Source organism: Rathayibacter caricis DSM 15933 (assembly GCF_003044275.1).
Classification (GTDB): domain Bacteria; phylum Actinomycetota; class Actinomycetes; order Actinomycetales; family Microbacteriaceae; genus Rathayibacter; species Rathayibacter caricis.
The window spans coordinates 2,181,732-2,204,385 of the sequence record NZ_PZPL01000001.1; the positions used below are offsets into that span (position 1 = coordinate 2,181,732).

The window sequence follows — 22,654 nt, forward strand, 5'->3', positions numbered from 1 at the left end:
AACGAACGCTGCCGCCGTCCCGGAGGAGACGGCGGCAGCGTATGCGCGGAGGGGGAGCCTCAGGAGAGGCGCTCGCCCGACTCCGCGTCGAAGATGTGCACGCGGTGGTTCGCGGTCACGTAGACGCGGTCGCCCGCGGTGGGGTGCACGCGGCCGTCGACGCGCGCGACGATGTCGGTGCGGCGTCCCTCGACCTCGGTGTGGCCGTAGAGGTAGCCGTCCGAGCCGAGCTCCTCGATCAGGTCGACCTCGATGGGGAGGCCGCCGGGCTGGGTGGAGACGGTGACGTCCTCGGGACGCACGCCGAGCGTGACGACCTTCTGGCTCGTCTTCGCGAGCGCCTCGCGGGCGATCGGGAGGACGGTGTCGCCGAACTTGACGCCGCCGTCGGTGACGTCCGCGTGGAACAGGTTCATCGCGGGCGAGCCGATGAAGCCGGCCACGAACACGTTGTTCGGGTTCTCGTACAGGTCGCGCGGGCTGCCGACCTGCTGGAGGAGCCCGTCCTTCAGGACCGCGATGCGGTCGCCCATGGTGAGCGCCTCGGTCTGGTCGTGGGTGACGTAGACCGTGGTGATGCCCAGGCGGCGCTGGAGGGTGCCGATCTGGGTGCGGGTCGAGACGCGGAGCTTGGCGTCGAGGTTCGACAGCGGCTCGTCCATGAGGAAGACCTGCGGCTTGCGGACGATGGCGCGGCCCATCGCGACGCGCTGGCGCTGACCACCCGAGAGGGCCTTCGGCTTGCGGTTCAGGTAGGGCTCGAGGTCGAGCATCTTCGCGGCCTCGAGGACCCGCGCGGCGCGCTCGTCCTTGTTGATGCCGGCGATCTTGAGCGCGAAGCCCATGTTCTCGGCGACCGACATGTGCGGGTACAGCGCGTAGTTCTGGAAGACCATCGCGATGTCGCGGTCCTTCGGCGGCACGTCCGTGACGTTGCGGTCGCCGATCAGGATGCGGCCCTCGTTGACCTCCTCGAGGCCGGCGAGCATGCGCAGGGAGGTCGACTTGCCGCAGCCGGAGGGGCCGACGAGGACGAGGAACTCGCCGTCGCCCACCTCGAGGTTGAGCTTGTCGACGGAGGCACGCGTGGCCCCGGGGTAGACGCGGGACGCGTGGTCGAAAGTTACGGACGCCATTGTTCTTGCTCCTTCACCGGCAGGTACGTGCCGGACGATCCGAGTGAATGGAATTGATGATGGTCATCGTCGTGTGGACGACGTCGGCCAACCGTCACAGTATGCCACGCGTCGGGAACTCGCCACCGCGGGCCCGGTCGCCTCCAGGAGACCGTCGCGTATCCGCCGTTTGGGGGATTCCCAGGGCTCGCGCGTAGGATTCCGGCGAGTCGCGACCCGGCGACGACTTCCCCCTCTCTTTCTCGGAGTGTCCTTGTCATGACCAACGGCGGAGCCAACGACCGTCTCTCGAAGAACCAGCGTCGAGAGGCAGCGAGGGAGAAGGCCCGACGGCTCCGTGAGCAGCAGAAGCGCCGCGACCGCGCCGGCCGCCTGCTGCTGCAGGGAGGCCTCGCCGTCGTCGTGATCGCCGTCGTCGCGATCGTCGCCCTGGTCCTCGTTCCGAACCTCCGTCCCGCCGAGGTCGGCCCGGGCCCGGCGAACATGGCCAGCGACGGCCTCGTCGTCGGAGAGGGGCTGGTCGCGCAGACATCCGATCCCGTCCCGGCGAGCGGCACTCCCAGCCCGAGCGCTCTCGACACCTCGACCGGCACCGTCGACATCCGCGTCTACGTCGACTACCTCTGCCCGTACTGCGGCGAGTTCGAGACGACCAACGGCGAGCAGATCGAGGAGTGGGTCGACAGCGGAGCCGCGACCGTCGAGATCCACCCGATCGCGATCCTGACGCCGCGCTCCAACGGCACCAAGTACTCGGAGCGCGCCGCGAACGCCGCCGCCTGCGTCGCCGACTCCTCGCCCGACTCCTTCTTCGACTTCAACTCCCTCCTCTTCGAGAACCAGCCCGCCGAGGGGACTGACGGCCTGTCCGACGACGAGCTCAAGGGCTACGCCGCCGACGCGGGCGTCGAGGACACCGCCGCGGTCGACTCCTGCATCGACGACGGCTCCTTCACGAGCTGGGTGCAAGCGGCGACCGAGCGCGCCACCTCCGGACCGCTGCCGGGCACCGAGGTGGAGAAGGTCTCGGGCACGCCGACCGTCCTCGTGAACGGCGAGGCCTACTCCGGCTCGCTCACCGACCCCGAGGCGTTCAGCTCGTTCGTGCTCGCCGCGGCGGCCGACACCTACTCCTCCGCGTCGCCGACGCCGACCCCGGCCGCGGGCTGACCGCAGGCATCGACAGCAGAAGGGCACGTCCGGTTCGACCGGACGTGCCCTTCTCTCGTTCGCCCCGGTGGCAGCGCCCGGGCACGCGGCGACAGCGGAACCGGAAGGCCGCACGGGAGGCGGGACGTGGAGCCGACGACGGGACTCGAACCCGTAACCGCCCGATTACAAGTCGGGTGCGCTACCAATTGCGCCACGTCGGCAGGTGCGCCCGGAGGCACCGGGACAGACTATCGCGGGCGCCGCACCGCGATCGGGGCGGCGCCCGCGGGCGTCACGGCTGCAGGACGCTGAGGTGCTTCTCGGCGGGGGTGGGGCGCTTGGGTCCGCCGATCTTGCCGTCGGGCCGGCCGACGTAGAGCCAGCCGAGCAGCTCCTCGCCCTTCTCGAGGCGGTGCGCCTTCCGGACCGCCTTCGCGCGGGTGTAGGAGCCGGTGCGCCAGAAGACGCCCCAGCCCGCCTCGTCGAGCAGCAGGCTCAGCAGGTGCGCGACGCCCGAGGCGACCGCCTCCTGCTCCCAGTTCGGCACGCTCGACTTCTTCGTGCTCACCACGACGGCGAGCAGGAGAGAGGCGCGGTGCGTCTTCTCGATGTACTTCCGCGGGTCCTTCTTGGCCCCCGACGCGGCGGCGAAGCTGCGGCCGATCCGGTCGCGGGCGGCGCCGCGGATCTCGATGACCCGCCACGGCCGCAGCGAGCTGTGGTCGGCGAGACGCGACGCCGCCGAGACGTACGTCGCGATCTCGTCGTGGCCCGGTGCCTCCGCCGTCACCTTCGACCGCGATCGTCGCGCGAGGACGGCGTCGAGCACCGGAGTGGGCACGGTCACTCGCTCTCGGCCTGGAACTCGAGGGCGATCGAGTTCATGCAGTACCGGTCGCCGGTCGGGGTGCCGAAGCCGTCGGGGAACACGTGGCCCAGGTGCGAACCGCAGTTCGCGCAGCGCACCTCGGTGCGCACCATGCCGAGGGTGCTGTCCTCGATCAGCTGCACCGCGTCGGGGTTCACCGACTCGTAGAAGCTCGGCCAACCGCAGCCGGAGTCGAACTTGGTGCCGCTCTGGAAGAGCTCCGCGTGGCAGGCGGCACAGGTGTAGAGGCCGGAGCGGTGCTCGTCGAGCAGCTCGCCGGTCCACGGACGCTCGGTGGCTGCTTCGCGCAGGACGGCGTACTGCTCGCGGTCGAGCTCCTCGCGCCACTCGGCGTCGGTCTTGTTCACGGAATACGACGACATGGGTCTCCCTAGGATTCCTCGCCAGTTTACGGGGGAGGTCGCTCCCCTCCTCTCTCGTAAACTCCCAGCCGTGCAGGCGAATTCCGTGATCTCGAAAGCGTGGAGCGAACTCTCGACCGAGGAGGTGTACGCCTTCGCGCGGCTGCGGACCGACGTGTTCCTCCGGGAGCAGCGCGTCGACGACGACGAGCTGGACGGCCGCGATCTCGAGCCGACCGCACGGCACTGGTGGATCGCCGACGGGCGCGGGACCGCCGCCTACCTCCGCACCCTCGTCGACGCCGAGCCGGAGCACGCCGACGCGCACCGCGTCATCGGCCGCGTCGTCACCCGCGCCGACAGGAGGGGGGAGGGGCTCGCGCACGCGCTCGTGCAGGCGGTGATCCGGCGCCACGGCGATGAGGCGATCCTCCTGCACGCCCAGTCGCACGTGGCCGGCCTCTACGCGCGCTCGGGCTTCGTCGCGTTCGGCGACGAGTACCAGGAGGCGGGCATCACCCACGTGAGCATGTACCGGAGCGCCTCCGCGGAGACAGCGGCGGGCGTGCCTACCCTGGACGGATGAACGGGACGACGGGAACGGCGCGGAGCACGAGCGCGCCGAGTGCTCCCCTCTCCGAGCGCGACCGCGAGGTGCTCGACTTCGAGCGCGACTGGACCTCGCGCTCCGGGGACAAGGAGGACGCGATCCGATCCAGGTTCGGGCTCTCGGTCGCCCGCTACTATCAGGTCCTCGGCGCGGTCCTCGCCTCTCCCGCGGCCCTCGCCCACGACCCGATGCTCGTGAAGCGCCTCCTGCGCATCCGCGACGGGCGCTCCGGTGCCCGCGCCGCGCGGCGCCTCGGGCGGCCCGAGTAGACCCGCTGCTCGCGCAGACCGCAACGGAAGGCCGGCTCCGACCTCGATGTCGAACACGCACCCGAAGGACCGCTTCGACGAGATCCCCGCGACGGAGGGCCGCGTCGGCGCGCACCGTCGGCCGCCCGCTCCGCACGCCCGCCTCATCGCCCTCGCCTGGGCGGCGCTGGCCACCGGAGTGATCGTCCTCCTCGGCTTCATCGGTCTCCTCGTGATCGACGACCGGGTGCAGTTCGACGACGTCTTCACCGCTCCCACCGGCATCGCCGACGCGACGCCGGAGGTCGCTCCGACCGTGGATCCGTCCCTCGAGATCGCGGTGCTCAACGGCACCCCGACCGCCGGGCTCGCTGCCAGCGCCGGCGACGTGCTCACGACGGACGGCTGGACGGTGCCGACGGTCGCGAACGCCAGCTCCGAGGACCAGGCGGCGACCACCGTCTACTACTCCGACCCCGCGCTGCAGGGAGCCGCGCTCGGCCTGGTCGAGTCGCTCGGAGTCGGGGCCCTGGTGCAGGGGGACGAGTTCGTCGAGACCGGCGATCTCGTCGTGGTCCTCGGCGCCGACTACCCCGTCGGCTGAGCCTCGGGACCTCGCTCCGACACGGGTGAACCCCGCCGTCACCGGGTCTTCTGTTTCCGGCACGTTTAATCCGTGTTGAATCGCGGACAACTCTTTCCCGAACGCGCGATCGCGCCGTTTCCGGGCCCGTACCGCGGATTAGTATCTCGACTCGGAGGCACGCGCGCATCGCTCGTGTCGAGGGCAGCACAGTACTTGGGAGTGGAAATGGCGAACGGAACCGTCAAGTGGTTCAACGCTGAGAAGGGCTACGGCTTCATCACGGTCGACGGCGGCGGGCAGGACGTGTTCGTCCACTACTCCGCGATCGACATGTCGGGATACAAGGTCCTCGAGGAGGGCCAGCACGTCGCCTTCGAGGTCGGCACCGGATCGAAGGGACCCCAGGCGGAAGCGGTGCGCCTGGTCTGACCCGGCGCTCGTTCCAGGAGCCGTCGCCCGCCCCGTGCGGACGGCGGCTCCTGTCGTTCCTCCCCGTGTCGCGTCGCTTGCACTCGTCACCCGCGAGTGCCAGAATCGCTCTTGGCACTCGGTTCATCCGAGTGCCAGGAATGAAACTTTCTTGACGTCCGGGAGGGACGAGAAACACACATGGCCAAGATCATTGCTTTTGACGAAGAAGCCCGCCGCGGCCTCGAGCGTGGACTCAACACTCTGGCCGACGCGGTCAAGGTGACCCTCGGCCCGCGCGGCCGCAACGTCGTGCTCGAGAAGAAGTGGGGCGCTCCCACCATCACGAACGACGGCGTCTCGATCGCCAAGGAGATCGAGCTCGACGAGCCCTACGAGAAGATCGGCGCGGAGCTCGTCAAGGAGGTCGCCAAGAAGACCGACGACGTCGCCGGCGACGGAACCACCACGGCGACCGTCCTCGCCCAGGCCCTGGTTCGCGAAGGCCTGCGCAACGTCGCGGCCGGCGCCGACCCGATCACCCTGAAGAAGGGCATCGAGAAGGCCGTCAAGGCCGTCACCGCCGAGCTCATCGCCGGCGCCAAGGCGATCGAGACCAAGGACGAGATCGCGGCGACCGCCTCCATCTCGGCCGCGGACCCCGAGATCGGCGCGATCATCGCCGAGGCGATCGACAAGGTCGGCAAGGAGGGCGTCGTCACCGTCGAGGAGTCGAACACCTTCGGCACCGAGCTCGAGCTCACCGAGGGCATGCGCTTCGACAAGGGCTACCTGTCGCAGTACTTCGTGACCGACCCCGACCGCCAGGAGGCGGTGTTCGAGGACCCCTACATCCTCATCGTCAACTCCAAGGTCTCGAACATCAAGGACCTCCTCCCCGTCGTCGACAAGGTGATCCAGGCGGGCAAGCAGCTGCTGATCATCGCCGAGGACGTCGATGGTGAGGCGCTGGCGACCCTGGTCGTCAACAAGATCCGCGGCATCTTCAAGTCCGTCGCCGTCAAGGCCCCGGGCTTCGGCGACCGTCGCAAGGCCCAGCTCCAGGACATCGCGATCCTGACCGGCGGCCAGGTCATCTCCGAGGAGGTCGGCCTCAAGCTCGAGAACGTCACCCTCGACCTCCTCGGCTCGGCCCGCAAGGTCGTCATCACCAAGGACGAGACCACCATCGTCGAGGGCTCCGGCGACGCCGAGGCCATCGCCGGTCGCGTCGCGCAGATCCGCGCCGAGATCGAGAACACCGACAGCGACTACGACCGCGAGAAGCTCCAGGAGCGCCTCGCGAAGCTCGCCGGTGGAGTCGCGGTCATCAAGGCCGGAGCGGCGACCGAGGTCGAGCTCAAGGAGCGCAAGCACCGCATCGAGGACGCCGTCCGCAACGCGAAGGCCGCCGTCGAGGAGGGAATCGTCGCCGGTGGTGGCGTCGCCCTCATCCAGGCCGGCAAGCTCGCGTTCGACAAGCTCGAGCTCGTCGGAGACGAGGCGACCGGCGCGAACATCGTCAAGGTCGCCATCGAGGCGCCGCTCAAGCAGATCGCGCTGAACGCCGGTCTCGAGCCCGGTGTCGTCGCCGCCAAGGTCCGCGAGCTGCCCACCGGACACGGCCTCAACGCCGCGACCGGCGAGTACGTCGACCTGATCGCCGCCGGCATCATCGACCCGGTCAAGGTCACCCGCTCGGCGCTGCAGAACGCTGCGTCGATCGCCGGCCTCTTCCTCACCACCGAGGTCGTCGTCGCCGACAAGCCCGAGAAGAACCCGGTTCCGGCCGGCGACCCCACGGGCGGCATGGACTTCTAGTCCGACCCGCACCACACGCTGAAGGCGGTTCCCCTCCGGGGGAGCCGCCTTCCGTGCGTACCGGGTGGCCCCGGCGGCGCGCGGACGACGGCTCCCTCGTGCTCGACGCTCAGGAGCCGAAGAGACGCGCGTTCGCCTGCTCGGTGTCGGCGTACTGCTGCGCGGCCGTGCCGAGTGCGAGCGTGATCGTGGCCAGGCCCTCGTCGACCTGCGCCTGTGTCGACCGCCAGACCCCGACGACGCCCTGGAACGCGTTCGAGGCCTGGCCCTGCCAGACCGCCTCGAGCCCGGTCAGCTGCGCGAGCAGCCCCGACACCTCGGTCTGGATGCGGTCCATGTAGCCGTGCGCGGTGCCGGTCATCGTGGTCATCGCGTCGATGTCGGTCTGGTAGCGGGTCATGGGGGAGTCCTCTCGTTCCGGTGGGCGCCGATCGGCGCGTGCGAGAACGGTAGGACTCACGCCGTCTCCGCCGCGGGCACTCAGACCGAGGCTGGGGAGGATTCACCGTTCGGGCCGACGGTGAGGAGGGGCAGGGCGACGCGGAAGGTCGCTCCGCCGCCCGGGGTCTCGACGACGTCGACGCGGCCCTTGTGCGCGGCCACGATGGAGGAGACGATCGCCAGCCCCAGACCGCTGCCGCCGGTCTCGCGGGTGCGGGACGTGTCCGCGCGCCAGAAGCGCTGGAAGATCTTCTCGCGGATCTGCGGCGGGATGCCCTCGCCGTGGTCGATCACTTCGAGGAACGCGAGGCGGCGCGCGCGGTCGACCGCGACTCCGATCTCGATGGGGGTGTCCTCGGGGGTGTACCGCACGGCGTTGCCGATGAGGTTCGTGAGCACCTGACGGATCTTGTTCTCCTCGGCCATGACCAGTGCGGGGAGTCCCGCCTCCTCGGGAGCGGGCTCGGCCGTCCCCGCAGCGATCTCCTCGGCCTTCACCCGGCTGGGGCGTCGGCGGAGTCGGGCGAGGCGGGCGCCGGCGGCGGCGATGGGACCGGTCAGGCCGGCGGCCGCCGTCTGCAGCGGCTGCGTCGCGGCTCCGGTGAGATCGTCGTCGTCGAGGGCCGGCGTCTCGAGGGGGGTGTCGTCACGGGTCTCGACGCCGAAGTCGCGGTCGGGCCACGAGGCCATCGCGTCCATGGCGGCGTCGCGCGCGAGGGGCATCAGGTCGACGGGGGCGAGAGCGAGCGGCTTCGTCTCGTCGAGACGGGCGAGCTCGAGCAGGTCCTCGACGAGACCGCCCATGCGGATCGCCTCCTTCTCGATGCGCTCCATCGCCTGGCCGACGGCCTCGGGCGTCTGCAGAGCGCCCATCCGGTACAGCTCGGCGTAGCCGCGGACCGAGACCAGGGGCGTGCGCAGCTCGTGGCTGGCGTCGCCGACGAAGCGGCGCATCTGATCGATCGTGCGCGCACGGTCGCGGAACGCGGTGTCGATCCGGCCGAGCATCGCGTTGAGCGAGCGGTTCAGCCGCCCGACCTCGGTGTTGGGCGTGGTGCCGTCGAGTCGCTGGCTGAAGTCGCCGTCGGCGATGGCGGCGGCGGTGCGCTCGACCTCGCGCAGCGGCGCGAAGGTGGTGGTGACGAGCAGGCGCGTGAGCATCGCGCCGATCACGACGATCGCGACTCCGAACCCCAGGAAGATCGTGAGGTAGATCGTCATGATGTTGTCCACGCCGCGCGTGGACGTGGCCAGCAGCAGCGTCTGGACCTGGTTGCCCTGCGAGTAGGTCGTCGCGACGAAGTGGTACTCGATCTTGCCGTTGACGCTCTCGATCGTGCCGCGATCGTCTCCGAGATCGAGCGCCTCGTCGAGCGTGTACCTCGTCGGGAAGGCGGGGTCGTTCGGGCCGATCGCCGTCGAGTCGCCCTGCACGCCCTCGGAGTCGTAGACCGCGCCGACGTAGAGATTGTCGTCGTCGCTCAGACCGGCCTCGCCCTTCGCGCTCAGCGTGTTGGCGACGAGCTGCGCCTTCACGGCGAGATCGCGGTCGAGCTGCGAGATGAGCTGCGGCTTCAGCATCGTCATGGTCCCGATGCCGGAGACGAGGAGGCCGAGAGTGAGCAGCAGGACCGTCACCGCGGTGATCTTGGTCCGCAGGGAGATGGAGTTCCACCGCTCGGCCAGGGTCTGGTGCATGGCGGTGGGACTCCCTCGATGGCGGAACGGCGGCCGCCCCGCGAGGGGGCGACCGCCGGGGTGCGGAGCTCCGGGCTCCGCGACGTCGATCACGACCCGGAGGCTAGGCCTTCGCGACCTTCAGCATGTATCCGAATCCTCGCTTGGTCTGGATGAGCGATTCCTCCGAATGCGTGTCGAGCTTACGTCGGAGGTACGAGATGTAGGACTCGACGATGCCCGCATCGCCGTTGAAGTCGTACTCCCACACGTGGTCGAGGATCTGCGCCTTGCTGAGCACGCGGTTGGGGTTGAGCATCAGGTAGCGCAGCAGCTTGAACTCGGTGGGGCTGAGCTCGACCGGCTCGTCGCCGACCAGGACCTCGTGGGTGTCCTGGTCCATCGTCAGCTCGCCGGCGCGGATGACCGCGTCCTCCTCGGCGTGCATCGTGCGGCGGAGGATCGCCTTGATGCGCGCGACGATCTCGTCGAGGCTGAACGGCTTGGTGACGTAGTCGTCGCCGCCGACGGTGAGACCGGTGATCTTGTCCTCCGTGTCGTCCTTCGCCGTGAGGAAGAGGATGGGGGAGGTGTAGCCGGCCGAGCGCAGGCGCTTCGTGACGCCGAACCCGTTCATGTCGGGGAGCATGACGTCGAGGATGATCAGGTCGGGCTCCTCCTCGAGGACGGCCGAGATGGCCTGCGCGCCGTTGCCCACCGCGCGCACGGCGAAGCCGGCGAAGCGGAGGCTCGTGGTGAGCAGGTCTCTGATGTTGGGCTCGTCGTCGACGATGAGAATGCGGGGTCCGTCCATGAGGACATCTTCTGCGCGTTGCCTGAACGGAATCTGGGAGCCGAGTGGTGGGTGGCTCGACACCGCCCCGGTGCCGTCGGTGCGATCAGGACGCGCGGCGTCGTCGCACTCCGACGATCAGCATCGCGATCATCATCAGGAAGGCGATGGGCAGGCCGACGAGGGGGACCGCGAAGACGAACTGCCACAGCGGACCCTCGTACCGCTCGACTCCGAGGAGGGGCGCGAGGAGGATCGCGAGGAACGCGAGCACCGTCACGGCGATGATCGCGATGAACATGTAGGCGAGGGTGCGCTCGGCGCGTCCGATGCCCGCCGGCTGCTGTGGCTTCACCCCCCAAGGATAGGCCGCACCGGAGAGCCTCTAAACTGGTGGTTGCTTCGATTCCAGGAGGGGTTCTGCATGCCTACCGGCAAGGTCAAGTTCTACGACGAGGAGAAGGGCTTCGGCTTCATCAGCACTGATGACGGCCAGGAGGTCTTCCTGCACGCTTCCGCGCTGCCCTCGGGGACCGCGGTGAAGCCCGGCACACGCCTCGAGTTCGGCATCGCCGACGGCAAGCGCGGGGCTCAGGCCCTGACCGCCCGCGTCATCGAGGCGCCCCCCAGCATGGTGAAGATGAACCGCAAGTCGGCCGACGACATGTCGGTGATCGTCGAGGACACCGTCAAGCTGCTCGACGGCATCGGCACCGGCCTCAAGCGCGGTCGCTACCCCGACAAGGCCCACGGCCGCAAGATCGCGGCGCTGCTGCGCCGGGTGGCGGACGAGCTGGATGCCTGACGCCGACGGCACGACCGGCGACCTCGCGTCGCCCGAAGGGGAGGAGTCCCTCCTGCTCGCCGACACCGCCGGTGCTGCCGCGGACGACGTCACCGGCACCGAGGGAGTCGACGTGTCGACCCTCGAGGTGGAGGCGTCGATCGTGATCGCCGACGTGTCCACCGAGGAGGATCTGCCGACTCCGGGAGCCGGTACCGAGCTCGATGAGCCTCGGGCCGAGTCCGACGCGGAGTCCGGACTCCCGGCCGCCGTGGACGAGTCGGACGTCGAGAGCGCGACCGGGGGATCCGAGTCGGAGGCCGACCTCGTGGTCGACGGCTCCGAGCCGGGGAACGAGGACGTCCTCGAGGACGAGGCGGTCGAGCCCGTCTACGAGCTCGACGCCGTGCTCGCCGCTTCCGAGGAGCGGGCCCGCGAGGCGCTCGCCGACGTCGCTCCGCCTGGAACGATCGGACCGCTGGTGGCGACGCTGGCGCAGGGCGAGCACGTGGTCTCGCTCCAGTTCGCGAACCTCATGCGGGGCTACCCGGGATGGCTCTGGACGGCGACGCTGTCGCGCATCGACGAGACCGAGGACGTCAACGTGCTCGAGGTCGAGCTGCTGCCCGGCGAGGGAGCGGTGCTCGCTCCGGACTGGGTGCCGTGGACGGATCGCCTGGCGGACTACCGCGCGGCGCAGGACGCGGCCGGCGAGGAGTCGGACGACTCGGACGAGGACGACACCGACGACGACGATGACGAGGCGGACGAGGACGCTCCCGACTCGGAGGACGAGTTCGACGATCAGGTCGTGCTCGACGACGACGACGACGACGAGTCGGAGGATGACGACGACTCGGATGACGACGACGATGACGACGACGACGAGTCCGACGATGACGATGAGTCCGACGACGACGACTCCGATGACGACGACGACCGGGATGACGACGACCGCTGAGTCGGCACCTCCCGTGGTGGCAGCGGGGGAGGGGGCGGCGTGATCGGCATCGACACGCTCGTCTCCTACCCCGACGGCGCCACCTCCTCCGAGGGGGAGATCGTCCACCTCGAGGCGCTGGAGGAGGGCCGTTGGGCGGTCGTCCTCGACGCGACGGCCGCTCATCCCGTCGATCCCACCTGGCCGGACCAGGGGCCCGACGAGGGCATCCTCGTGGCCGAGGGCGTGCGCTACCGACTGCTCGACTGCCGCATCGCAGCGTGGGACGGGCGCACCCTGCACCTCGGCGACCGGCTCCCGGTCCGCCTCGGCACCGAGGGCTGGGTCTTCGTCGTCGCGCACGTCGTGGCCGACGCGTCCGCGCTCGCCGAGGGGCAGCGGATCCGCGTCGAGGCCGACCGCGCCCGCCGCGACGAGTTCTCGCGCGGGCACACGGCCTGCCATCTGGCCTCGCTCGCCCTGAATGCGGCGCTCGCCGACTTCTGGAGCAAGCCGGTGCGGACCGATTCCCTCGGCAGCCCCGATTTCGATCAGGCCGCGATCCAGTCGTCGCTGATCCGCCCGTCGGGCTCGACCGACGTCTACCGGCTCGGGAAGAGCCTGCGGCGCAGCGGCTTCGACACCGCCCGGCTGCAGGAGGCTCTGCCGGAGATCGAGGAGCGGCTCGACGCCCTGCTGGCGGAGTGGACGGCGGAGGACGCCTCCGTCGCCGTCGAGCGCGAGGACGAGCTGCTCGGCTCCCGCCGGACCTGGCGGTGCCTGCTCGCCGCTGGCGAGGCGTCGATCCCGTGCGGAGGAACGCACGTCGCGAGCCTCGCGCAGCTCGGCGCCGTCTCGGTGGAGCTGTCCCTCGATCCGGTCGCGGCGACGCTCACGATGGAGACGGACGCCTCCTGAGCCCTCAGCGGCGGTTGCGGCTGTAGAAGAGGCCGATGGTGCCGAGCACGACGCCGATGACGACGGTCGACAGCACGAGCGGAGGCACGTCGACGCCGACCGAGGCTGCCACGAGGACGCCGATCAGCGCCGCGACCCAGACGAGGCAGCCCACGAGCAGCGCCCGGGCGTCGTCGCTCGGGTAGGGCGGAGGACTCGGTCGACGCTCCTCCTCGCGGAGCCACAGCCTCATCCTCCGCCCGCCCGTCAGTCGGCCAGGCGCTCGATGACGTGGTCGATGCAGTTCAGCAGCGACCGGACGTCGTCGGGCTCGATCGCGGTGAAGGTGGCGATGCGCAGCTGGTTGCGCCCGAGCTTGCGGTACGGCTCGGTGTCGACGATGCCATTGGCGCGGAGGATCTTCGCGATCAGCGCGGCGTCGATCGACGCGTCGAAGTCGACGGTGGCGACGACCTGCGAGCGGTGCTCGGGCACCTCGACGAACGGGGTCGCGACCGACGAGGCCTCGGCCCAGTCGTAGATCGCGGACGAGGACTCGGCGGTCCGCGCCGACGCCCAGGCGAGGCCGCCGTTGCCGTTCATCCAGTCGAGCTGCGACTCCATCAGCAGGAGCGTCGCGAGCGCGGGCGTGTTGAGCGTCTGGTTCAGGCGCGAGTTGTCGACCGCGTTCTTGAGGCTCAGGAACTCCGGGATGTAGCGCCCGCTCGCCGCGATGCGCTCGACGCGCTCGATCGCGGCGGGGGAGAAGAGGCCGAACCAGAGGCCGCCGTCGCTGGCGAAGTTCTTCTGCGGCGCGAAGTAGTAGACGTCGGCCTGCGAGGCGTCGAAGTCGATGCCGCCGGCGGCGCTCGTCGCGTCGATCACGGTGAGCGCGCCCTCGTCACCGTGGACGCGCGTGACGGGCGCCATCACTCCGGTCGAGGTCTCGTTGTGCGGCCAGGCGTAGACGTCGACGCCCTCGAGGACCTCGACCTCGCTCCGCGAGCCGGCCGGGGCCGAGATCACGTGCGCCGGCTCGAGGAACGGCGCGGACGCGGCCTTCGCGAACTTCTGGCCGAACTCGCCGAAGGTCAGGTTCTCGGCGCGGCGCTCGATGAGCGAGAACGCGGCCGAATCCCAGAACGCGGTCGAGCCGCCGTTGCCGAGCAGGACCTCGTAGCCCTCGGGGACGTCGAACAGCGTCGCGAGGTGCTCGCGCACGCGGCCCACCAGGTTCTTGACCGGGGCCTGCCGGTGCGACGTGCCGAGGAGGTGCGCGCCCTCGGTCGCGAGGTGCGCGAGCTGGTCGTGCCGCACCTTGGACGGGCCGCAGCCGAATCGTCCGTCGTGGGGGAGGAGCTCGCGAGGAATGGTGACGTCCGGCATGCGTTAATACTAGGGTTCCCGGCTCGCCCCCTCCTTCGAGTGACGAAGGCCTGGCGCCGTGCGGCTTCGCGGAAGTCGCGACACGGTGCCCAGTAAGGTTGAGCGCGCCGAGACGGGAAGGCTGAGATGACGGATCTGATCGACACCACCGAGATGTACCTGCGCACCATTCTGGAGCTCGAGGAGGAGAACATCATCCCCCTCCGTGCGCGCATCTCGGAGCGTCTGAGCCACTCGGGACCGACCGTCTCGCAGACCGTCGGACGCATGGAGCGCGACGGTCTCGTGGTCGTCTCCGGAGACCGCCACCTCGAGCTCACCACCGACGGGCGCCGCAAGGCGATCCACGTCATGCGCAAGCACCGCCTGGCCGAGCGGCTCCTCCACGACGTCATCAAGCTCGACTGGGAGTTCGTGCACGAGGAGGCCTGCCGCTGGGAGCACGTCATGAGCGAGCAGGTCGAGCGCCGACTCCTCGAGATGCTCGACCACCCGACCGAGTCGCCCTACGGCAACCCGATCCCGGGTCTCGACGAGCTCGGCGACACCCCGGCGTCGCGCTTCGCGGACGGCGTCATCAGCCTGCCCCGCTTCGTCGCCGGATCGACCGAGCCCAAGCGCGGAGTGGTGCGTCGTCTCGGGGAGCCGGCGCAGGTCGATCCCGAGCTGCTGCTCCAGTTGAAGCAGTCGGGCGTCATGCCGGGAGCAGAGGGCGAGTTCTCGGCCCTCAACGGCTACGTCCTCGTGCGCATCGACGGCGCGGAAGCGGGCATCGAGCTCCCCAACGAGGTCGCGGCCCACATCTTCCTCGTCGTCTGACGACAGGTCCCCGAGCGGCCCCTGGGCGAGCGCTGGATGCGCTCCTAGCGCATCCCGGGACGGACTGCACGCCGATGTCGTGATCGGGCCGCGTCGAATGGTGACAAATCGGTAACGGTCGCATACGCTCTGGGGAGCCCTGCATCCGGACCCCGGTTCCAGGGCGCGGAATCCGACGTCCCCCTGCCCGTCTCGGACCACCGTGAACATCGATGCTTCGTGCATGAGACGGGACAGCCGCCTGGGCTGACGGGACGCGGAGGTCCACCCCTTTGGCCGAGAACGACACCACCGGCAGCCCCGACCGGTACCGCTCCACCCACCCGAACAGCCCCCGCAGCACCGCCTCCTTCGAGAACCAGCCGCCCGTCGTGCGCGCGCGGTTCCACTCCGAGGCTCCCGTCGCCCGCCGCGCGGTCCCGACCGCCCCGGCCCGTCAGCGCGACGTGACCGACTTCGTCCCCTCGCCCGCAGGCACCCCTCGCCGGCACCGCGGCCGGACGCTCGGCAAGGTCGCGATCGTCGGGTTCGCCGGCGCGCTCGTTGCGACCATGGCGCTCCCCGCCTACGCGTTCTCCCCGGGGACCGACAGCGCGAGCCCGTTCGCGGCGTCGCAGGCCGACCTCCTCCGTCAGGGCGAGGCGCAGACCGTCGCCGTCGCGGGCAGCGTCGTGCAGGCCGCGATCGCTCGCGACGGCTTCTCGGCCGAGGCGGCTCCTCCGCCCCCGCCGCCCCCCGAGCCGGAGCCCGTCGTCGAGCCGGTCGCCGACACCTCGGACGTCGAGACCGCCCGCGCGGAGACCGCCGAGACGTTCAACTCGTACGACGGAGCGTCGGCCGCCGAGCTCGCCGCGTCGGCGCCGACCACCGGGTACAGCCTCTCGGCCGTGTACAACACCGCCCTGCAGTACCAGGGCGTGCCCTACGTCTTCGGCGGAGCGGACCCGAGCGGCTTCGACTGCTCCGGTCTCGTGATGTACGTCTTCGCGCAGTACGGAATCTCGATGCCGCACTCGGCCGCGGGTCAGGCCGCGATGGGCACCCGCATCCCGGTCTCGGAGGCGCAGCCCGGCGACCTCGTGATCATGCCCGGTCACGACGGCTTCTACGCGGGCAACGGCAACATCCTGCACGCGCCCTACGCCGGTGCGAGCGTCCGCGTGCAGCCGATCTGGACGTCGGACTACTACATCGTGCGCATCCCGGGCTGAGCCCGGACGCCCGTCGACGAGCCCGCTCCCTCTCCTGGGGGCGGGCTCGTTCGCGTCCGCGGGGGACGCGGTGTGAAATGCGGATGACGAATTCGGGCGAACCTCTGGTGTTTCGCGCCGGAAGGAATACTCTGAACCCCACTCCGCCGTACCAGCGGAGCGGTTCGTCGAGGGACGGAGTGCCGGGATGGCCGAGCGGAACGGGCACCACTGCGTGGGGCTGCGTTCGCGCGTGCGGCGGACCGACTCGATCCGGGCGGGGATCCTCTCCGCCTCGGTGCACTCCTCCGACACTCGGATACGCCACCACGACTCGACGCGGTGCTCAGCCGCGGCCCAGAAGGGCGCCGTCCACGCGACGGCGCCCTTCTTCGCGTCCGGGGTGCTGCCGTGGTGCGACGGACGACGTCTGTTCGGAGGTCACTGATGCGCACTCTGGTTCTCAACGCCGGCTACGAGCCGCTCGCGGTCGTCTCGTTCAAGCGGGCACTCGTCCTGCTGATGACGGAGAAGGCGACCGTCATCGCGGCCGACGAGGGCAATCCGGTGCACGGGGCGACCGGCGACTACGTGCGGCCGTCCGTGATCCTGCTGACCCGCTACGTGCGGATCCCGAGCTCGCGGACGGTGCCCGTCTCGCGGCGCGGGGTGCTGCGGCGCGACAACCACCGCTGCGGCTACTGCGGGATGCACGCGAACACCATCGACCACATCCAGCCGAAGTCGCGGGGCGGACGGGACACCTGGGAGAACCTCGTCGCCTGCTGCCACCGCTGCAACAACACCAAGAGCGACCGCACGCCCGCCGAGATGGGCTGGCACCTGCGGACGGTACCGCGGGTGCCGCGGGCCGGCTCCTGGCTGGTGCGGGGTGCGGAGCGGATGGAACCCGAGTGGAACGGCTACCTGGCCCCTGCCGCCTGACGGGGCGAGGGCACTCCGCTCGCGGCGTTGTCGTCGGGCGCGATACCGCCGGTATCGCTTCCTCCTCCGCCTTGCGATCGAAGCACCCTCGCTTCGTCAGAAGACAGACGGGGCGAGGGCACTCCGCTCGCGGCGTTGTCGTCGGGCGCGATAGCGCCGGTATCGCTTCCTCCTCCGCCTTGCGATCGAAGCACCCTCGCCCCGTCAGAAGACAGAGGCGACGAACTCCTACTCGTTGTCGCCGCCGGTGGCGGTGCTGGCGTTGCCGGAGCGCTCGCCGGACCAGGTCCAGTTGGCGACCGCGGGGAGGTCCTCGCCGAACTCGCGGGTGTAGGCGCGGGCGCGGATGCGGGCGTCCTGCATCTCCTGGCGGAGGCCGGCGGCGCGGGAGCCGAGTCCGGGGGTGCGGTCGATGACGTCGATCACCAGCGAGTAGCGGTCGAGGTCGTTCAGCATCACCATGTCGAACGGAGTGGTGGTGGTGCCGTTCTCCTTGTAGCCGCGCACGTGCAGGTTCTGGTGACCGGTGCGCTTGTAGGTCAGGCGGTGGATCAGCCACGGGTAGCCGTGGTACGCGAACACCACGGGGCGGTCGGGGGTGAAGACCGCGTCGAACTCGCGGTCCGAGAGGCCGTGCGGGTGCTCGGACTCGGACATCAGGCGCATGAGGTCGACGACGTTGACCGTGCGGATCGCGAGGTCCGGGAGCTTCTCGCGCAGGATGCTCACGGCGGCGAGGGTCTCGAGGGTCGGGACGTCGCCCGCGCAGGCGAGCACGACATCCGGCGACTCGCCCTGCCGCTCGCTGCTCGCCCACTCGAGGATGCCGAGGCCGCGGGTGCAGTGGGCGACGGCCTCGTCCATCGTCAGCCAGGCCGGGGCGGGCTGCTTGCCGGCGACGACGACGTTGACGTAGTCGACGCTGCGGAGGCAGTGGTCGTAGACCGAGAGCAGCGTGTTGGCGTCGAACGGCAGGTAGACGCGCACCACCTCCGGCTTCTTGTTGACGACGTGGTCGATGAAGCCCGGGTCCTGGTGGCTGAAGCCGTTGTGGTCTTGGCGCCAGACGTGGCTCGAGAGCAGGTAGTTGAGGCTCGCGATGGGGCGGCGCCACTCGATCTCGCGGGTGCCGTTCAGCCACTTCGCGTGCTGGTTGAACATCGAGTCGATGATGTGGATGAAGGCCTCGTAGCAGGTGAAGAGACCGTGGCGGCCGGTGAGGAGGTACCCCTCGAGCCAGCCCTGGCACTGGTGCTCGGAGAGGACCTCCATGACCCGGCCCGCGCGGGCCAGGTGGTCGTCGAGCGGGCTGAGCTCTCCCTCCCACTGCTTGTCGGTGGCGGCGTAGACGCTCTGCAGGCGGTTGCTCGCGACCTCGTCGGGTCCGAAGATGCGGAAGTTGGTGGGGTTGGCGCGGATGACGTCGGCGAGCCACTCGCCGAGCACCTTCGTCGCCTCGGCGACCGTGCCGCCGGGGGACTCGACGACGACCTCGTAGCGGCGGAAGTCGGGCAGGTTCAGGGTCTGCCGCAGGAGGCCGCCGTTGGCGTGCGGCGTGGCGCTCATCCGCAGCTCGCCCTCGGGAGCGAGGGAGCGGACGCGCTCGGCGATCCCTCCGCTCTCCGTGAAGAGCTCCTCGGGGTGGTAGGAGCGGAGCCAGTCCTCGAGCAGGCGGGTGTGCTCCTCGGTGTCGCGGACGTTGGCGAGCGGCACCTGGTGGGCGCGGTAGGTGCCCTCGACCTGCACGCCGTCGATCTCGGCAGGGCAGGTCCAGCCCTTCGGGGTCTTGAGGACGATCATGGGCCAGGCGGGCCGCGTCAGATCGCCGGCCGCGGCGCGCTCCTTGATCGCGGCGATGCGGTCGAGCACCGTGTCGAGCACCTCGGCGAAGCGCTCGTGCACGCGCATCGGGTCCTCGCCGTCGAAGCCGCCCTCGACGAGGAAGGGCTCGTGCCCGTAGCCGCGGAGGAGGCTCGCGAGCTCCTCGTACGGGATGCGCGCGAGGATCGTGGGGTTCGCGATCTTGTAACCGTTCAGGTGCAGGATCGGCAGGACCACTCCGTCGGTGGCCGGGTTCACGAACTTGTTCGAGTGCCAGCTGGTGGCGAGCGGGCCCGTCTCGGCCTCGCCGTCGCCGACGACCGCGGCGACGAGCAGGTCGGGGTTGTCGAAGGCGGCTCCGTAGGCGTGGCTGAGCGCGTAGCCGAGCTCGCCGCCCTCGTGGATGCTGCCCGGGGTCTCGGGAGCGGCGTGGCTGGGGATGCCGCCGGGGAAGCTGAACTGGCGGAAGAGCTTGCGCAGCCCGTCCTCGGACTCGTCGATGTGCGAGTAGATCTCGCTGTAGGTGCCGTCGAGGTAGGCGTTCGCGACCATGCCGGGGCCGCCGTGGCCGGGACCGGTGATGTAGAGGGTGGACTGGCGGCGCTCGCGGATGGCGCGGTTGAGGTGCGCGTAGATCAGGTTGAGGCCCGGGGTCGTGCCCCAGTGACCGAGGAGGCGCGGCTTGATGTGATCGCGGGTGAGCGGCTCGGTGAGCAGCGGGTTCGCGAGGAGGTAGATCTGGCCGACGGCGAGGTAGTTGGCGGCGCGCCACCAGGCGTCGACGGTCTCGAGGGTCTCCGACGTCAGCGGGGCGTCCGCGTCGCGGGCGGCCCAGGTGTGCTCGGAGGCGGAGGGGAGCGCGGTGATCGAGGATGCGGCCATGACGCCACGCTCGCATCCGGCCGCCCCGCGCGGTAGGGCCTTGCGGCGCTCGCGCTCGGGACGGTCGGATGCGGGGTGCCGTTCGGGAGCGCTCAGCCGCGCGGAGTGGCGCGGCGGAGGATCAGCCAGCCGCTGAGGGCCGCGATCGCGGTGGGCACGAGGAGCAGCGCGAATCCGCCGGTGGTGCCGACCGCCTCGAGGGCGAGCCAGACGGAGTCCCACGAGTCGGTGAGGCTGATCAGCGCGACCGCGGCGACGGCCAGCGCGGCCAGTCCGATCCAGAAGACCGTCATGCCGACTCCCCGCCAGCGCACGTAGACGGACGCCGTGGCGGCTCCGACGAAGAAGAAGAACAGGAACAGGACGAAGACCCCGAAGGCCCGCTCGACCCACGAGATGCCGCCGAAGCCGACGACCCGGAACAGGATCCCGCCCATGCCCCAGCCGTTCGTCGCCGACTCGATCGCGGCCATGACGGTGTAGAGCAGCGTCCAGGCCGCCGACAGGAGGACGAACGTGAGGGCGCTGCCCCAGTAGAAGTCGCGCCGCGTGGATCCGTAGCCCAGCGCCAGTCCGAAGGTGATGTTCACCGCCTGGATCGCGACGACGAGCATGTAGATGAAGATGAACGCGCCGGGACCCGAGACCTGGACTCCGGACTCGCCGCCGGCGCTGTCGACGCCGATCGTGCGGAGCACCACCCAGAAGATCGCGAGGCTGCCGAGGAAGATCGCGGCGAGGATGCCCAGCGGCGTGTAGAGCAGCGTCGCGGGGTTGGCGAAGTGCAGGCGGACGATGCGGAGCAGGCGGTCGGAGGTGCCGAGGCTGTGCGCGGGGGCGGTGGTGGTCATGAGGCGTCCTTCCCGGAGGAGGTGGTGCTCGTGAGCTGCACGACGAGCTGCTGGAGGGAGACGGGCTCGAGCTCGAGCCCTGCGGCTGCTGCCTGGGCCCGGCCCGAGTGGTCGAGGCGGGGGAGGGTCGCGGAGGCGAGTCCGCCGACGCCGCTGCGCGAGAGCACTTCACGACCGGACGTGAATGCGTCGACCGCGCTGCGGGTGCCGACGACGGTCGCGGCCGAGCCGCGCAGCTCCTCCGCATCGCTGTCGACGACGAGCCGGCCCTCGTCGATGACGAGGACGTGCTCGAGGAGGGAGCTGACCTCGTCGATCAGGTGCGTGGAGAGCACGACGGTGCGGGGGTGCTCGGCGAAGTCGGCGAGCAGGCGGTCGTAGAAGAGCTGGCGCGCGACCGCGTCCAGGCCCAGGTAGGGCTCGTCGAAGAAGGTGAGCGGGGCGCGCGAGGCGAGGCCGACGATCACTCCGACCGCCGAGAGCTGCCCACGCGAGAGCTTCTTGACCCGCCGGTTCAGCGGCAGGCGGAAGTCGCTGACGAGCTCGTTCGCGAACGCGTCGTCCCAGCCCTCGAAGAACCACGGGGCGCTGCGCAGGACGTGCTTCACCTGGAAGTCCTCGGGGTACTTCTGGCTCTCCTTGATGAAGCAGGTGCGGGAGAGGACGCCGGCGTTCTCGACCGGAGGCGCCCCGAACACGTGGATGTCGCCCGAGGTTGCGAACTCCTGACCCGTGAGCAGCGACATGAGCGTCGTCTTGCCCGCGCCGTTGCGGCCGAGGAGGCCGTGGATCCGGTTCTCATCGAGCGCGAAGCTCACGTCGTGGACCGCGTGCATGCTGCCGTAGTGCTTGCTGAGGCCGGCGACCTCGATGACCGCGCTCATCGCGATCCCCCTTCGCTGATCATGGTGGCGAGCTCCTCGCGGGTGAGGCCGAGCTTGGCGGCCTCGGCGAGCAGCGGAGCGACGAACTGGTCGCGGAACTGGGTACGGCGCTTCTCGACCAGCCGGTCGCGGGCGCCCTCGGCGACGAACATCCCGATGCCTCTCCTCTTGTAGAGGACCCCGTCGTCGACGAGCAGGTTCACGCCTTTGCCGGCCGTGGCCGGGTTGATGCGGTGGAACGCGGCGAACTCGTTGGTCGAGGGGACCTGGGTCTCTTCGGGGAGCGCCCCCGCGATGATGTCGTTCTCGATCTGCTCGGCGATCTGCAGGAAGATCGGCCGGGAGTCGTCCATGGGTGCTCCTTCCTGCTGTGCGGTGGTTCAGTGGTTAGTTGGTACAGTAACTAACCAAGCAGGTCTGTCGGGTGCTGTCAACCGCGGGCTGCGAGCTCGGCCCGGCCGACGGGTACACTGGCTCGGCCAGCCTCTGTAGCTCAATGGAAGAGCGACTCCGTCCTAAGGAGCAGGTTGGGGGTTCGAGTCCCTCCAGGGGCACCAAAGTGTCGTTACTAAAACCCTTGCCACAGAAAATCGGCGCGTTCGCGCCGTCGCTGGCCTCCAACAGGCTTGTAAGGGTCCGAGCACCACTCCTAGGAGTGGTGCTTTTTTCGTGCGCGCTCGCCTGGACCACCTGCGACGTGATCGTCGCGAACGGCTCGTTCAGTTCTGCCGTGATCGTCTCGTCCGTGTGGACGAGGACGCGCTCGAAGAAGACCTGGTTAAAGAGCCGCTTGATGTGATCGGGCGCACTTTTGTACAGGCGGGTGCACTCCATTGTCACGTCGAGGGCGACCTGGACGGCGTGCTCGACGTCGGCGATGTCCTGGGTGAGGCGAGCTTCGTCGCGCTCGGCGGTCGTGCGCTCGGAGCGGATACGGTCCTGCTCCTTCTTGAACAAGTCAAGCGGGATCGCGTCCGCGTAGTGGGCCTGGAGAAGACGGAGCTGCTCACGTTCGAGTCGCTCCAGGTCAGTCCGGATCTGCGCGCGCTGCCGCTCGCCGTCGCCACGGGTGGCAACGAACTCGTCGCGGAACAGCCGCTCGAGGTCATCTCGGGCGATCCGGTCTAGACGGAGACGCTCCTGGTACTCCGCG

The 22,654-nt window shown here is 69.9% G+C and carries 26 protein-coding genes and 2 tRNA genes; 14 read left to right on the forward strand and 14 right to left on the reverse strand.

The features are described from left to right. Positions 1 to 59: 59 nt before the first annotated feature. Positions 60 to 1,136 (reverse strand): ABC transporter ATP-binding protein, encoded by a 1,077-nt coding sequence (locus C1I63_RS10150; protein ID WP_055787700.1) that lies wholly within the window; start codon positions 1,134 to 1,136, stop codon positions 60 to 62. Between the two features lie 258 nt (positions 1,137 to 1,394). Here C1I63_RS10150 and C1I63_RS10155 point away from each other — a divergent pair, with 258 nt between their 5' ends. Next, complete coding sequence (locus C1I63_RS10155) at positions 1,395 to 2,306, forward strand: DsbA family protein (protein ID WP_107574688.1); 912 nt, start codon at positions 1,395 to 1,397, stop codon at positions 2,304 to 2,306. Positions 2,307 to 2,433: 127 nt separating this feature from the next. On the opposite strand, the gene C1I63_RS10160 is transcribed toward C1I63_RS10155, so the two are convergent. The 3 genes from C1I63_RS10160 to msrB all read right to left on the reverse strand — a co-directional run bounded on the left by C1I63_RS10160 (position 2,434) and on the right by msrB (position 3,539). Further along, positions 2,434 to 2,509, reverse strand: a tRNA-Thr gene (locus C1I63_RS10160). A 71-nt stretch (positions 2,510 to 2,580) separates the two neighbouring features. Next, positions 2,581 to 3,129, reverse strand: coding sequence for a nitroreductase family protein (locus C1I63_RS10165; RefSeq protein ID WP_243591041.1), 549 nt, complete (start codon positions 3,127 to 3,129; stop codon positions 2,581 to 2,583). Positions 3,130 to 3,131: 2 nt separating this feature from the next. After that, on the reverse strand, positions 3,132 to 3,539 hold the full coding sequence (msrB, locus tag C1I63_RS10170; RefSeq protein ID WP_055787708.1) for a peptide-methionine (R)-S-oxide reductase MsrB: 408 nt from the start codon (positions 3,537 to 3,539) through the stop codon (positions 3,132 to 3,134). Between the two features lie 70 nt (positions 3,540 to 3,609). On the opposite strand from msrB, the gene C1I63_RS10175 reads away from it, so the two are divergent. From C1I63_RS10175 to groL, 5 genes are all read left to right on the forward strand, one after another. Then, entirely contained in the window at positions 3,610 to 4,104 is a 495-nt protein-coding gene (locus C1I63_RS10175) for a GNAT family N-acetyltransferase (RefSeq protein WP_243591040.1), read from the forward strand. Further along, a complete protein-coding gene (locus C1I63_RS10180; RefSeq protein WP_055787711.1) occupies positions 4,101 to 4,397 on the forward strand; it encodes a DUF3263 domain-containing protein in 297 nt (98 codons plus the stop codon). Before C1I63_RS10175 ends, C1I63_RS10180 begins: the two co-directional genes overlap by 4 nt. 46 nt (positions 4,398 to 4,443) lie before the next feature. After that, positions 4,444 to 4,980, forward strand: a complete 537-nt coding sequence (locus tag C1I63_RS10185; RefSeq protein ID WP_107574690.1) for a LytR C-terminal domain-containing protein — start codon at positions 4,444 to 4,446, stop codon at positions 4,978 to 4,980. 207 nt (positions 4,981 to 5,187) lie between these two features. Then, a complete protein-coding gene (locus tag C1I63_RS10190) occupies positions 5,188 to 5,391 on the forward strand; it encodes a cold-shock protein (protein ID WP_055787717.1) in 204 nt (67 codons plus the stop codon). Positions 5,392 to 5,571: 180 nt separating this feature from the next. Beyond that, positions 5,572 to 7,191, forward strand: a complete 1,620-nt coding sequence (gene groL / locus C1I63_RS10195; protein ID WP_055787720.1) for a chaperonin GroEL — start codon at positions 5,572 to 5,574, stop codon at positions 7,189 to 7,191. 109 nt (positions 7,192 to 7,300) lie between these two features. Here the strand turns inward: groL and C1I63_RS10200 are convergent, their stop codons facing one another. The 4 genes from C1I63_RS10200 to C1I63_RS10215 all read right to left on the reverse strand — a co-directional run bounded on the left by C1I63_RS10200 (position 7,301) and on the right by C1I63_RS10215 (position 10,457). Then, positions 7,301 to 7,591 carry a WXG100 family type VII secretion target gene (locus tag C1I63_RS10200; RefSeq protein WP_056866601.1) on the reverse strand — a complete coding sequence of 97 codons (291 nt, stop codon included), beginning with the start codon at positions 7,589 to 7,591 and terminating at the stop codon, positions 7,301 to 7,303. An 80-nt stretch (positions 7,592 to 7,671) separates the two neighbouring features. Further along, positions 7,672 to 9,330: a sensor histidine kinase gene (locus C1I63_RS10205; protein WP_107574691.1), complete on the reverse strand. Its 1,659-nt coding sequence runs from the start codon at positions 9,328 to 9,330 to the stop codon at positions 7,672 to 7,674. A 103-nt stretch (positions 9,331 to 9,433) separates the two neighbouring features. Beyond that, on the reverse strand, positions 9,434 to 10,123 hold the full coding sequence (locus C1I63_RS10210) for a response regulator transcription factor (RefSeq protein ID WP_055787731.1): 690 nt from the start codon (positions 10,121 to 10,123) through the stop codon (positions 9,434 to 9,436). Positions 10,124 to 10,208: 85 nt separating this feature from the next. Then, a complete protein-coding gene (locus C1I63_RS10215; protein WP_244907020.1) occupies positions 10,209 to 10,457 on the reverse strand; it encodes a hypothetical protein in 249 nt (82 codons plus the stop codon). A gap of 69 nt (positions 10,458 to 10,526) precedes the next feature. Between C1I63_RS10215 and C1I63_RS10220 the strand changes: the two genes are divergently transcribed. The 3 genes from C1I63_RS10220 to C1I63_RS10230 are packed head-to-tail and all read left to right on the forward strand — an operon-like array spanning position 10,527 to position 12,744. Further along, positions 10,527 to 10,907 carry a cold-shock protein gene (locus C1I63_RS10220; protein WP_055787734.1) on the forward strand — a complete coding sequence of 127 codons (381 nt, stop codon included), beginning with the start codon at positions 10,527 to 10,529 and terminating at the stop codon, positions 10,905 to 10,907. Next, positions 10,900 to 11,847: a DUF3027 domain-containing protein gene (locus tag C1I63_RS10225; RefSeq protein ID WP_107574692.1), complete on the forward strand. Its 948-nt coding sequence runs from the start codon at positions 10,900 to 10,902 to the stop codon at positions 11,845 to 11,847. Before C1I63_RS10220 ends, C1I63_RS10225 begins: the two co-directional genes overlap by 8 nt. 39 nt (positions 11,848 to 11,886) lie before the next feature. Continuing rightward, positions 11,887 to 12,744 (forward strand): alanyl-tRNA editing protein, encoded by an 858-nt coding sequence (locus C1I63_RS10230; protein WP_107574693.1) that lies wholly within the window; start codon positions 11,887 to 11,889, stop codon positions 12,742 to 12,744. Between the two features lie 4 nt (positions 12,745 to 12,748). On the opposite strand, the gene C1I63_RS10235 is transcribed toward C1I63_RS10230, so the two are convergent. Both C1I63_RS10235 and serC read right to left on the reverse strand, forming a co-directional pair. Further along, positions 12,749 to 12,976: a hypothetical protein gene (locus C1I63_RS10235; RefSeq protein ID WP_055787739.1), complete on the reverse strand. Its 228-nt coding sequence runs from the start codon at positions 12,974 to 12,976 to the stop codon at positions 12,749 to 12,751. Between the two features lie 14 nt (positions 12,977 to 12,990). Next, positions 12,991 to 14,109, reverse strand: coding sequence for a phosphoserine transaminase (gene serC, locus C1I63_RS10240; RefSeq protein WP_107574694.1), 1,119 nt, complete (start codon positions 14,107 to 14,109; stop codon positions 12,991 to 12,993). Positions 14,110 to 14,235: 126 nt separating this feature from the next. Here serC and C1I63_RS10245 point away from each other — a divergent pair, with 126 nt between their 5' ends. The 3 genes from C1I63_RS10245 (at position 14,236) to C1I63_RS10260 (ending at position 17,063) form a co-directional block, all read left to right on the forward strand. Continuing rightward, positions 14,236 to 14,928, forward strand: coding sequence for an iron-dependent transcriptional repressor DtxR (locus tag C1I63_RS10245; protein WP_055787743.1), 693 nt, complete (start codon positions 14,236 to 14,238; stop codon positions 14,926 to 14,928). A gap of 272 nt (positions 14,929 to 15,200) precedes the next feature. Then, positions 15,201 to 16,139: a C40 family peptidase gene (locus C1I63_RS10250; protein WP_244907021.1), complete on the forward strand. Its 939-nt coding sequence runs from the start codon at positions 15,201 to 15,203 to the stop codon at positions 16,137 to 16,139. A 426-nt stretch (positions 16,140 to 16,565) separates the two neighbouring features. Beyond that, complete coding sequence (locus C1I63_RS10260; RefSeq protein ID WP_107574696.1) at positions 16,566 to 17,063, forward strand: HNH endonuclease; 498 nt, start codon at positions 16,566 to 16,568, stop codon at positions 17,061 to 17,063. A gap of 228 nt (positions 17,064 to 17,291) precedes the next feature. On the opposite strand, the gene C1I63_RS10265 is transcribed toward C1I63_RS10260, so the two are convergent. The 4 genes from C1I63_RS10265 to C1I63_RS10280 all read right to left on the reverse strand — a co-directional run bounded on the left by C1I63_RS10265 (position 17,292) and on the right by C1I63_RS10280 (position 21,854). Further along, complete coding sequence (locus C1I63_RS10265) at positions 17,292 to 19,766, reverse strand: phosphoketolase family protein (protein ID WP_107574697.1); 2,475 nt, start codon at positions 19,764 to 19,766, stop codon at positions 17,292 to 17,294. 92 nt (positions 19,767 to 19,858) lie between these two features. Beyond that, positions 19,859 to 20,617 carry an ABC transporter permease gene (locus C1I63_RS10270; RefSeq protein WP_107574698.1) on the reverse strand — a complete coding sequence of 253 codons (759 nt, stop codon included), beginning with the start codon at positions 20,615 to 20,617 and terminating at the stop codon, positions 19,859 to 19,861. Then, positions 20,614 to 21,501, reverse strand: a complete 888-nt coding sequence (locus C1I63_RS10275; RefSeq protein ID WP_107574699.1) for an ABC transporter ATP-binding protein — start codon at positions 21,499 to 21,501, stop codon at positions 20,614 to 20,616. Before C1I63_RS10275 ends, C1I63_RS10270 begins: the two co-directional genes overlap by 4 nt. After that, positions 21,498 to 21,854: a GntR family transcriptional regulator gene (locus tag C1I63_RS10280; RefSeq protein ID WP_055787762.1), complete on the reverse strand. Its 357-nt coding sequence runs from the start codon at positions 21,852 to 21,854 to the stop codon at positions 21,498 to 21,500. Before C1I63_RS10280 ends, C1I63_RS10275 begins: the two co-directional genes overlap by 4 nt. Before the next feature lie 129 nt (positions 21,855 to 21,983). Here C1I63_RS10280 and C1I63_RS10285 point away from each other — a divergent pair. Both C1I63_RS10285 and C1I63_RS10290 read left to right on the forward strand, forming a co-directional pair. After that, positions 21,984 to 22,058, forward strand: a tRNA-Arg gene (locus C1I63_RS10285). A 190-nt stretch (positions 22,059 to 22,248) separates the two neighbouring features. Then, complete coding sequence (locus tag C1I63_RS10290) at positions 22,249 to 22,629, forward strand: hypothetical protein (RefSeq protein ID WP_146168433.1); 381 nt, start codon at positions 22,249 to 22,251, stop codon at positions 22,627 to 22,629. The last annotated feature ends 25 nt before the right edge of the window (positions 22,630 to 22,654 follow it).

Bases quoted from the DNA above. Each gene is read 5' to 3' on its own strand.
- C1I63_RS10150 (WP_055787700.1), bottom strand. From the start codon at position 1,136: ATGGCGTCCGTAACTTTCGACCACGCGTCCCGCGTCTACCCCGGGGCC.
- msrB (WP_055787708.1), bottom strand. From the start codon at position 3,539: ATGTCGTCGTATTCCGTGAACAAGACCGACGCCGAGTGGCGCGAGGAG.
- C1I63_RS10260 (WP_107574696.1), top strand. From the start codon at position 16,566: ATGCGCACTCTGGTTCTCAACGCCGGCTACGAGCCGCTCGCGGTCGTC.
- C1I63_RS10235 (WP_055787739.1), bottom strand. From the start codon at position 12,976: ATGAGGCTGTGGCTCCGCGAGGAGGAGCGTCGACCGAGTCCTCCGCCC.
- C1I63_RS10225 (WP_107574692.1), top strand. From the start codon at position 10,900: ATGCCTGACGCCGACGGCACGACCGGCGACCTCGCGTCGCCCGAAGGG.
- C1I63_RS10200 (WP_056866601.1), bottom strand. From the start codon at position 7,591: ATGACCCGCTACCAGACCGACATCGACGCGATGACCACGATGACCGGC.
- C1I63_RS10220 (WP_055787734.1), top strand. From the start codon at position 10,527: ATGCCTACCGGCAAGGTCAAGTTCTACGACGAGGAGAAGGGCTTCGGC.
- C1I63_RS10275 (WP_107574699.1), bottom strand. From the start codon at position 21,501: ATGAGCGCGGTCATCGAGGTCGCCGGCCTCAGCAAGCACTACGGCAGC.
- serC (WP_107574694.1), bottom strand. From the start codon at position 14,109: ATGCCGGACGTCACCATTCCTCGCGAGCTCCTCCCCCACGACGGACGA.
- C1I63_RS10280 (WP_055787762.1), bottom strand. From the start codon at position 21,854: ATGGACGACTCCCGGCCGATCTTCCTGCAGATCGCCGAGCAGATCGAG.
- C1I63_RS10265 (WP_107574697.1), bottom strand. From the start codon at position 19,766: ATGGCCGCATCCTCGATCACCGCGCTCCCCTCCGCCTCCGAGCACACC.
- C1I63_RS10210 (WP_055787731.1), bottom strand. From the start codon at position 10,123: ATGGACGGACCCCGCATTCTCATCGTCGACGACGAGCCCAACATCAGA.
- C1I63_RS10205 (WP_107574691.1), bottom strand. From the start codon at position 9,330: ATGCACCAGACCCTGGCCGAGCGGTGGAACTCCATCTCCCTGCGGACC.
- groL (WP_055787720.1), top strand. From the start codon at position 5,572: ATGGCCAAGATCATTGCTTTTGACGAAGAAGCCCGCCGCGGCCTCGAG.
- C1I63_RS10155 (WP_107574688.1), top strand. From the start codon at position 1,395: ATGACCAACGGCGGAGCCAACGACCGTCTCTCGAAGAACCAGCGTCGA.
- C1I63_RS10245 (WP_055787743.1), top strand. From the start codon at position 14,236: ATGACGGATCTGATCGACACCACCGAGATGTACCTGCGCACCATTCTG.
- C1I63_RS10270 (WP_107574698.1), bottom strand. From the start codon at position 20,617: ATGACCACCACCGCCCCCGCGCACAGCCTCGGCACCTCCGACCGCCTG.
- C1I63_RS10185 (WP_107574690.1), top strand. From the start codon at position 4,444: ATGTCGAACACGCACCCGAAGGACCGCTTCGACGAGATCCCCGCGACG.
- C1I63_RS10190 (WP_055787717.1), top strand. From the start codon at position 5,188: ATGGCGAACGGAACCGTCAAGTGGTTCAACGCTGAGAAGGGCTACGGC.
- C1I63_RS10180 (WP_055787711.1), top strand. From the start codon at position 4,101: ATGAACGGGACGACGGGAACGGCGCGGAGCACGAGCGCGCCGAGTGCT.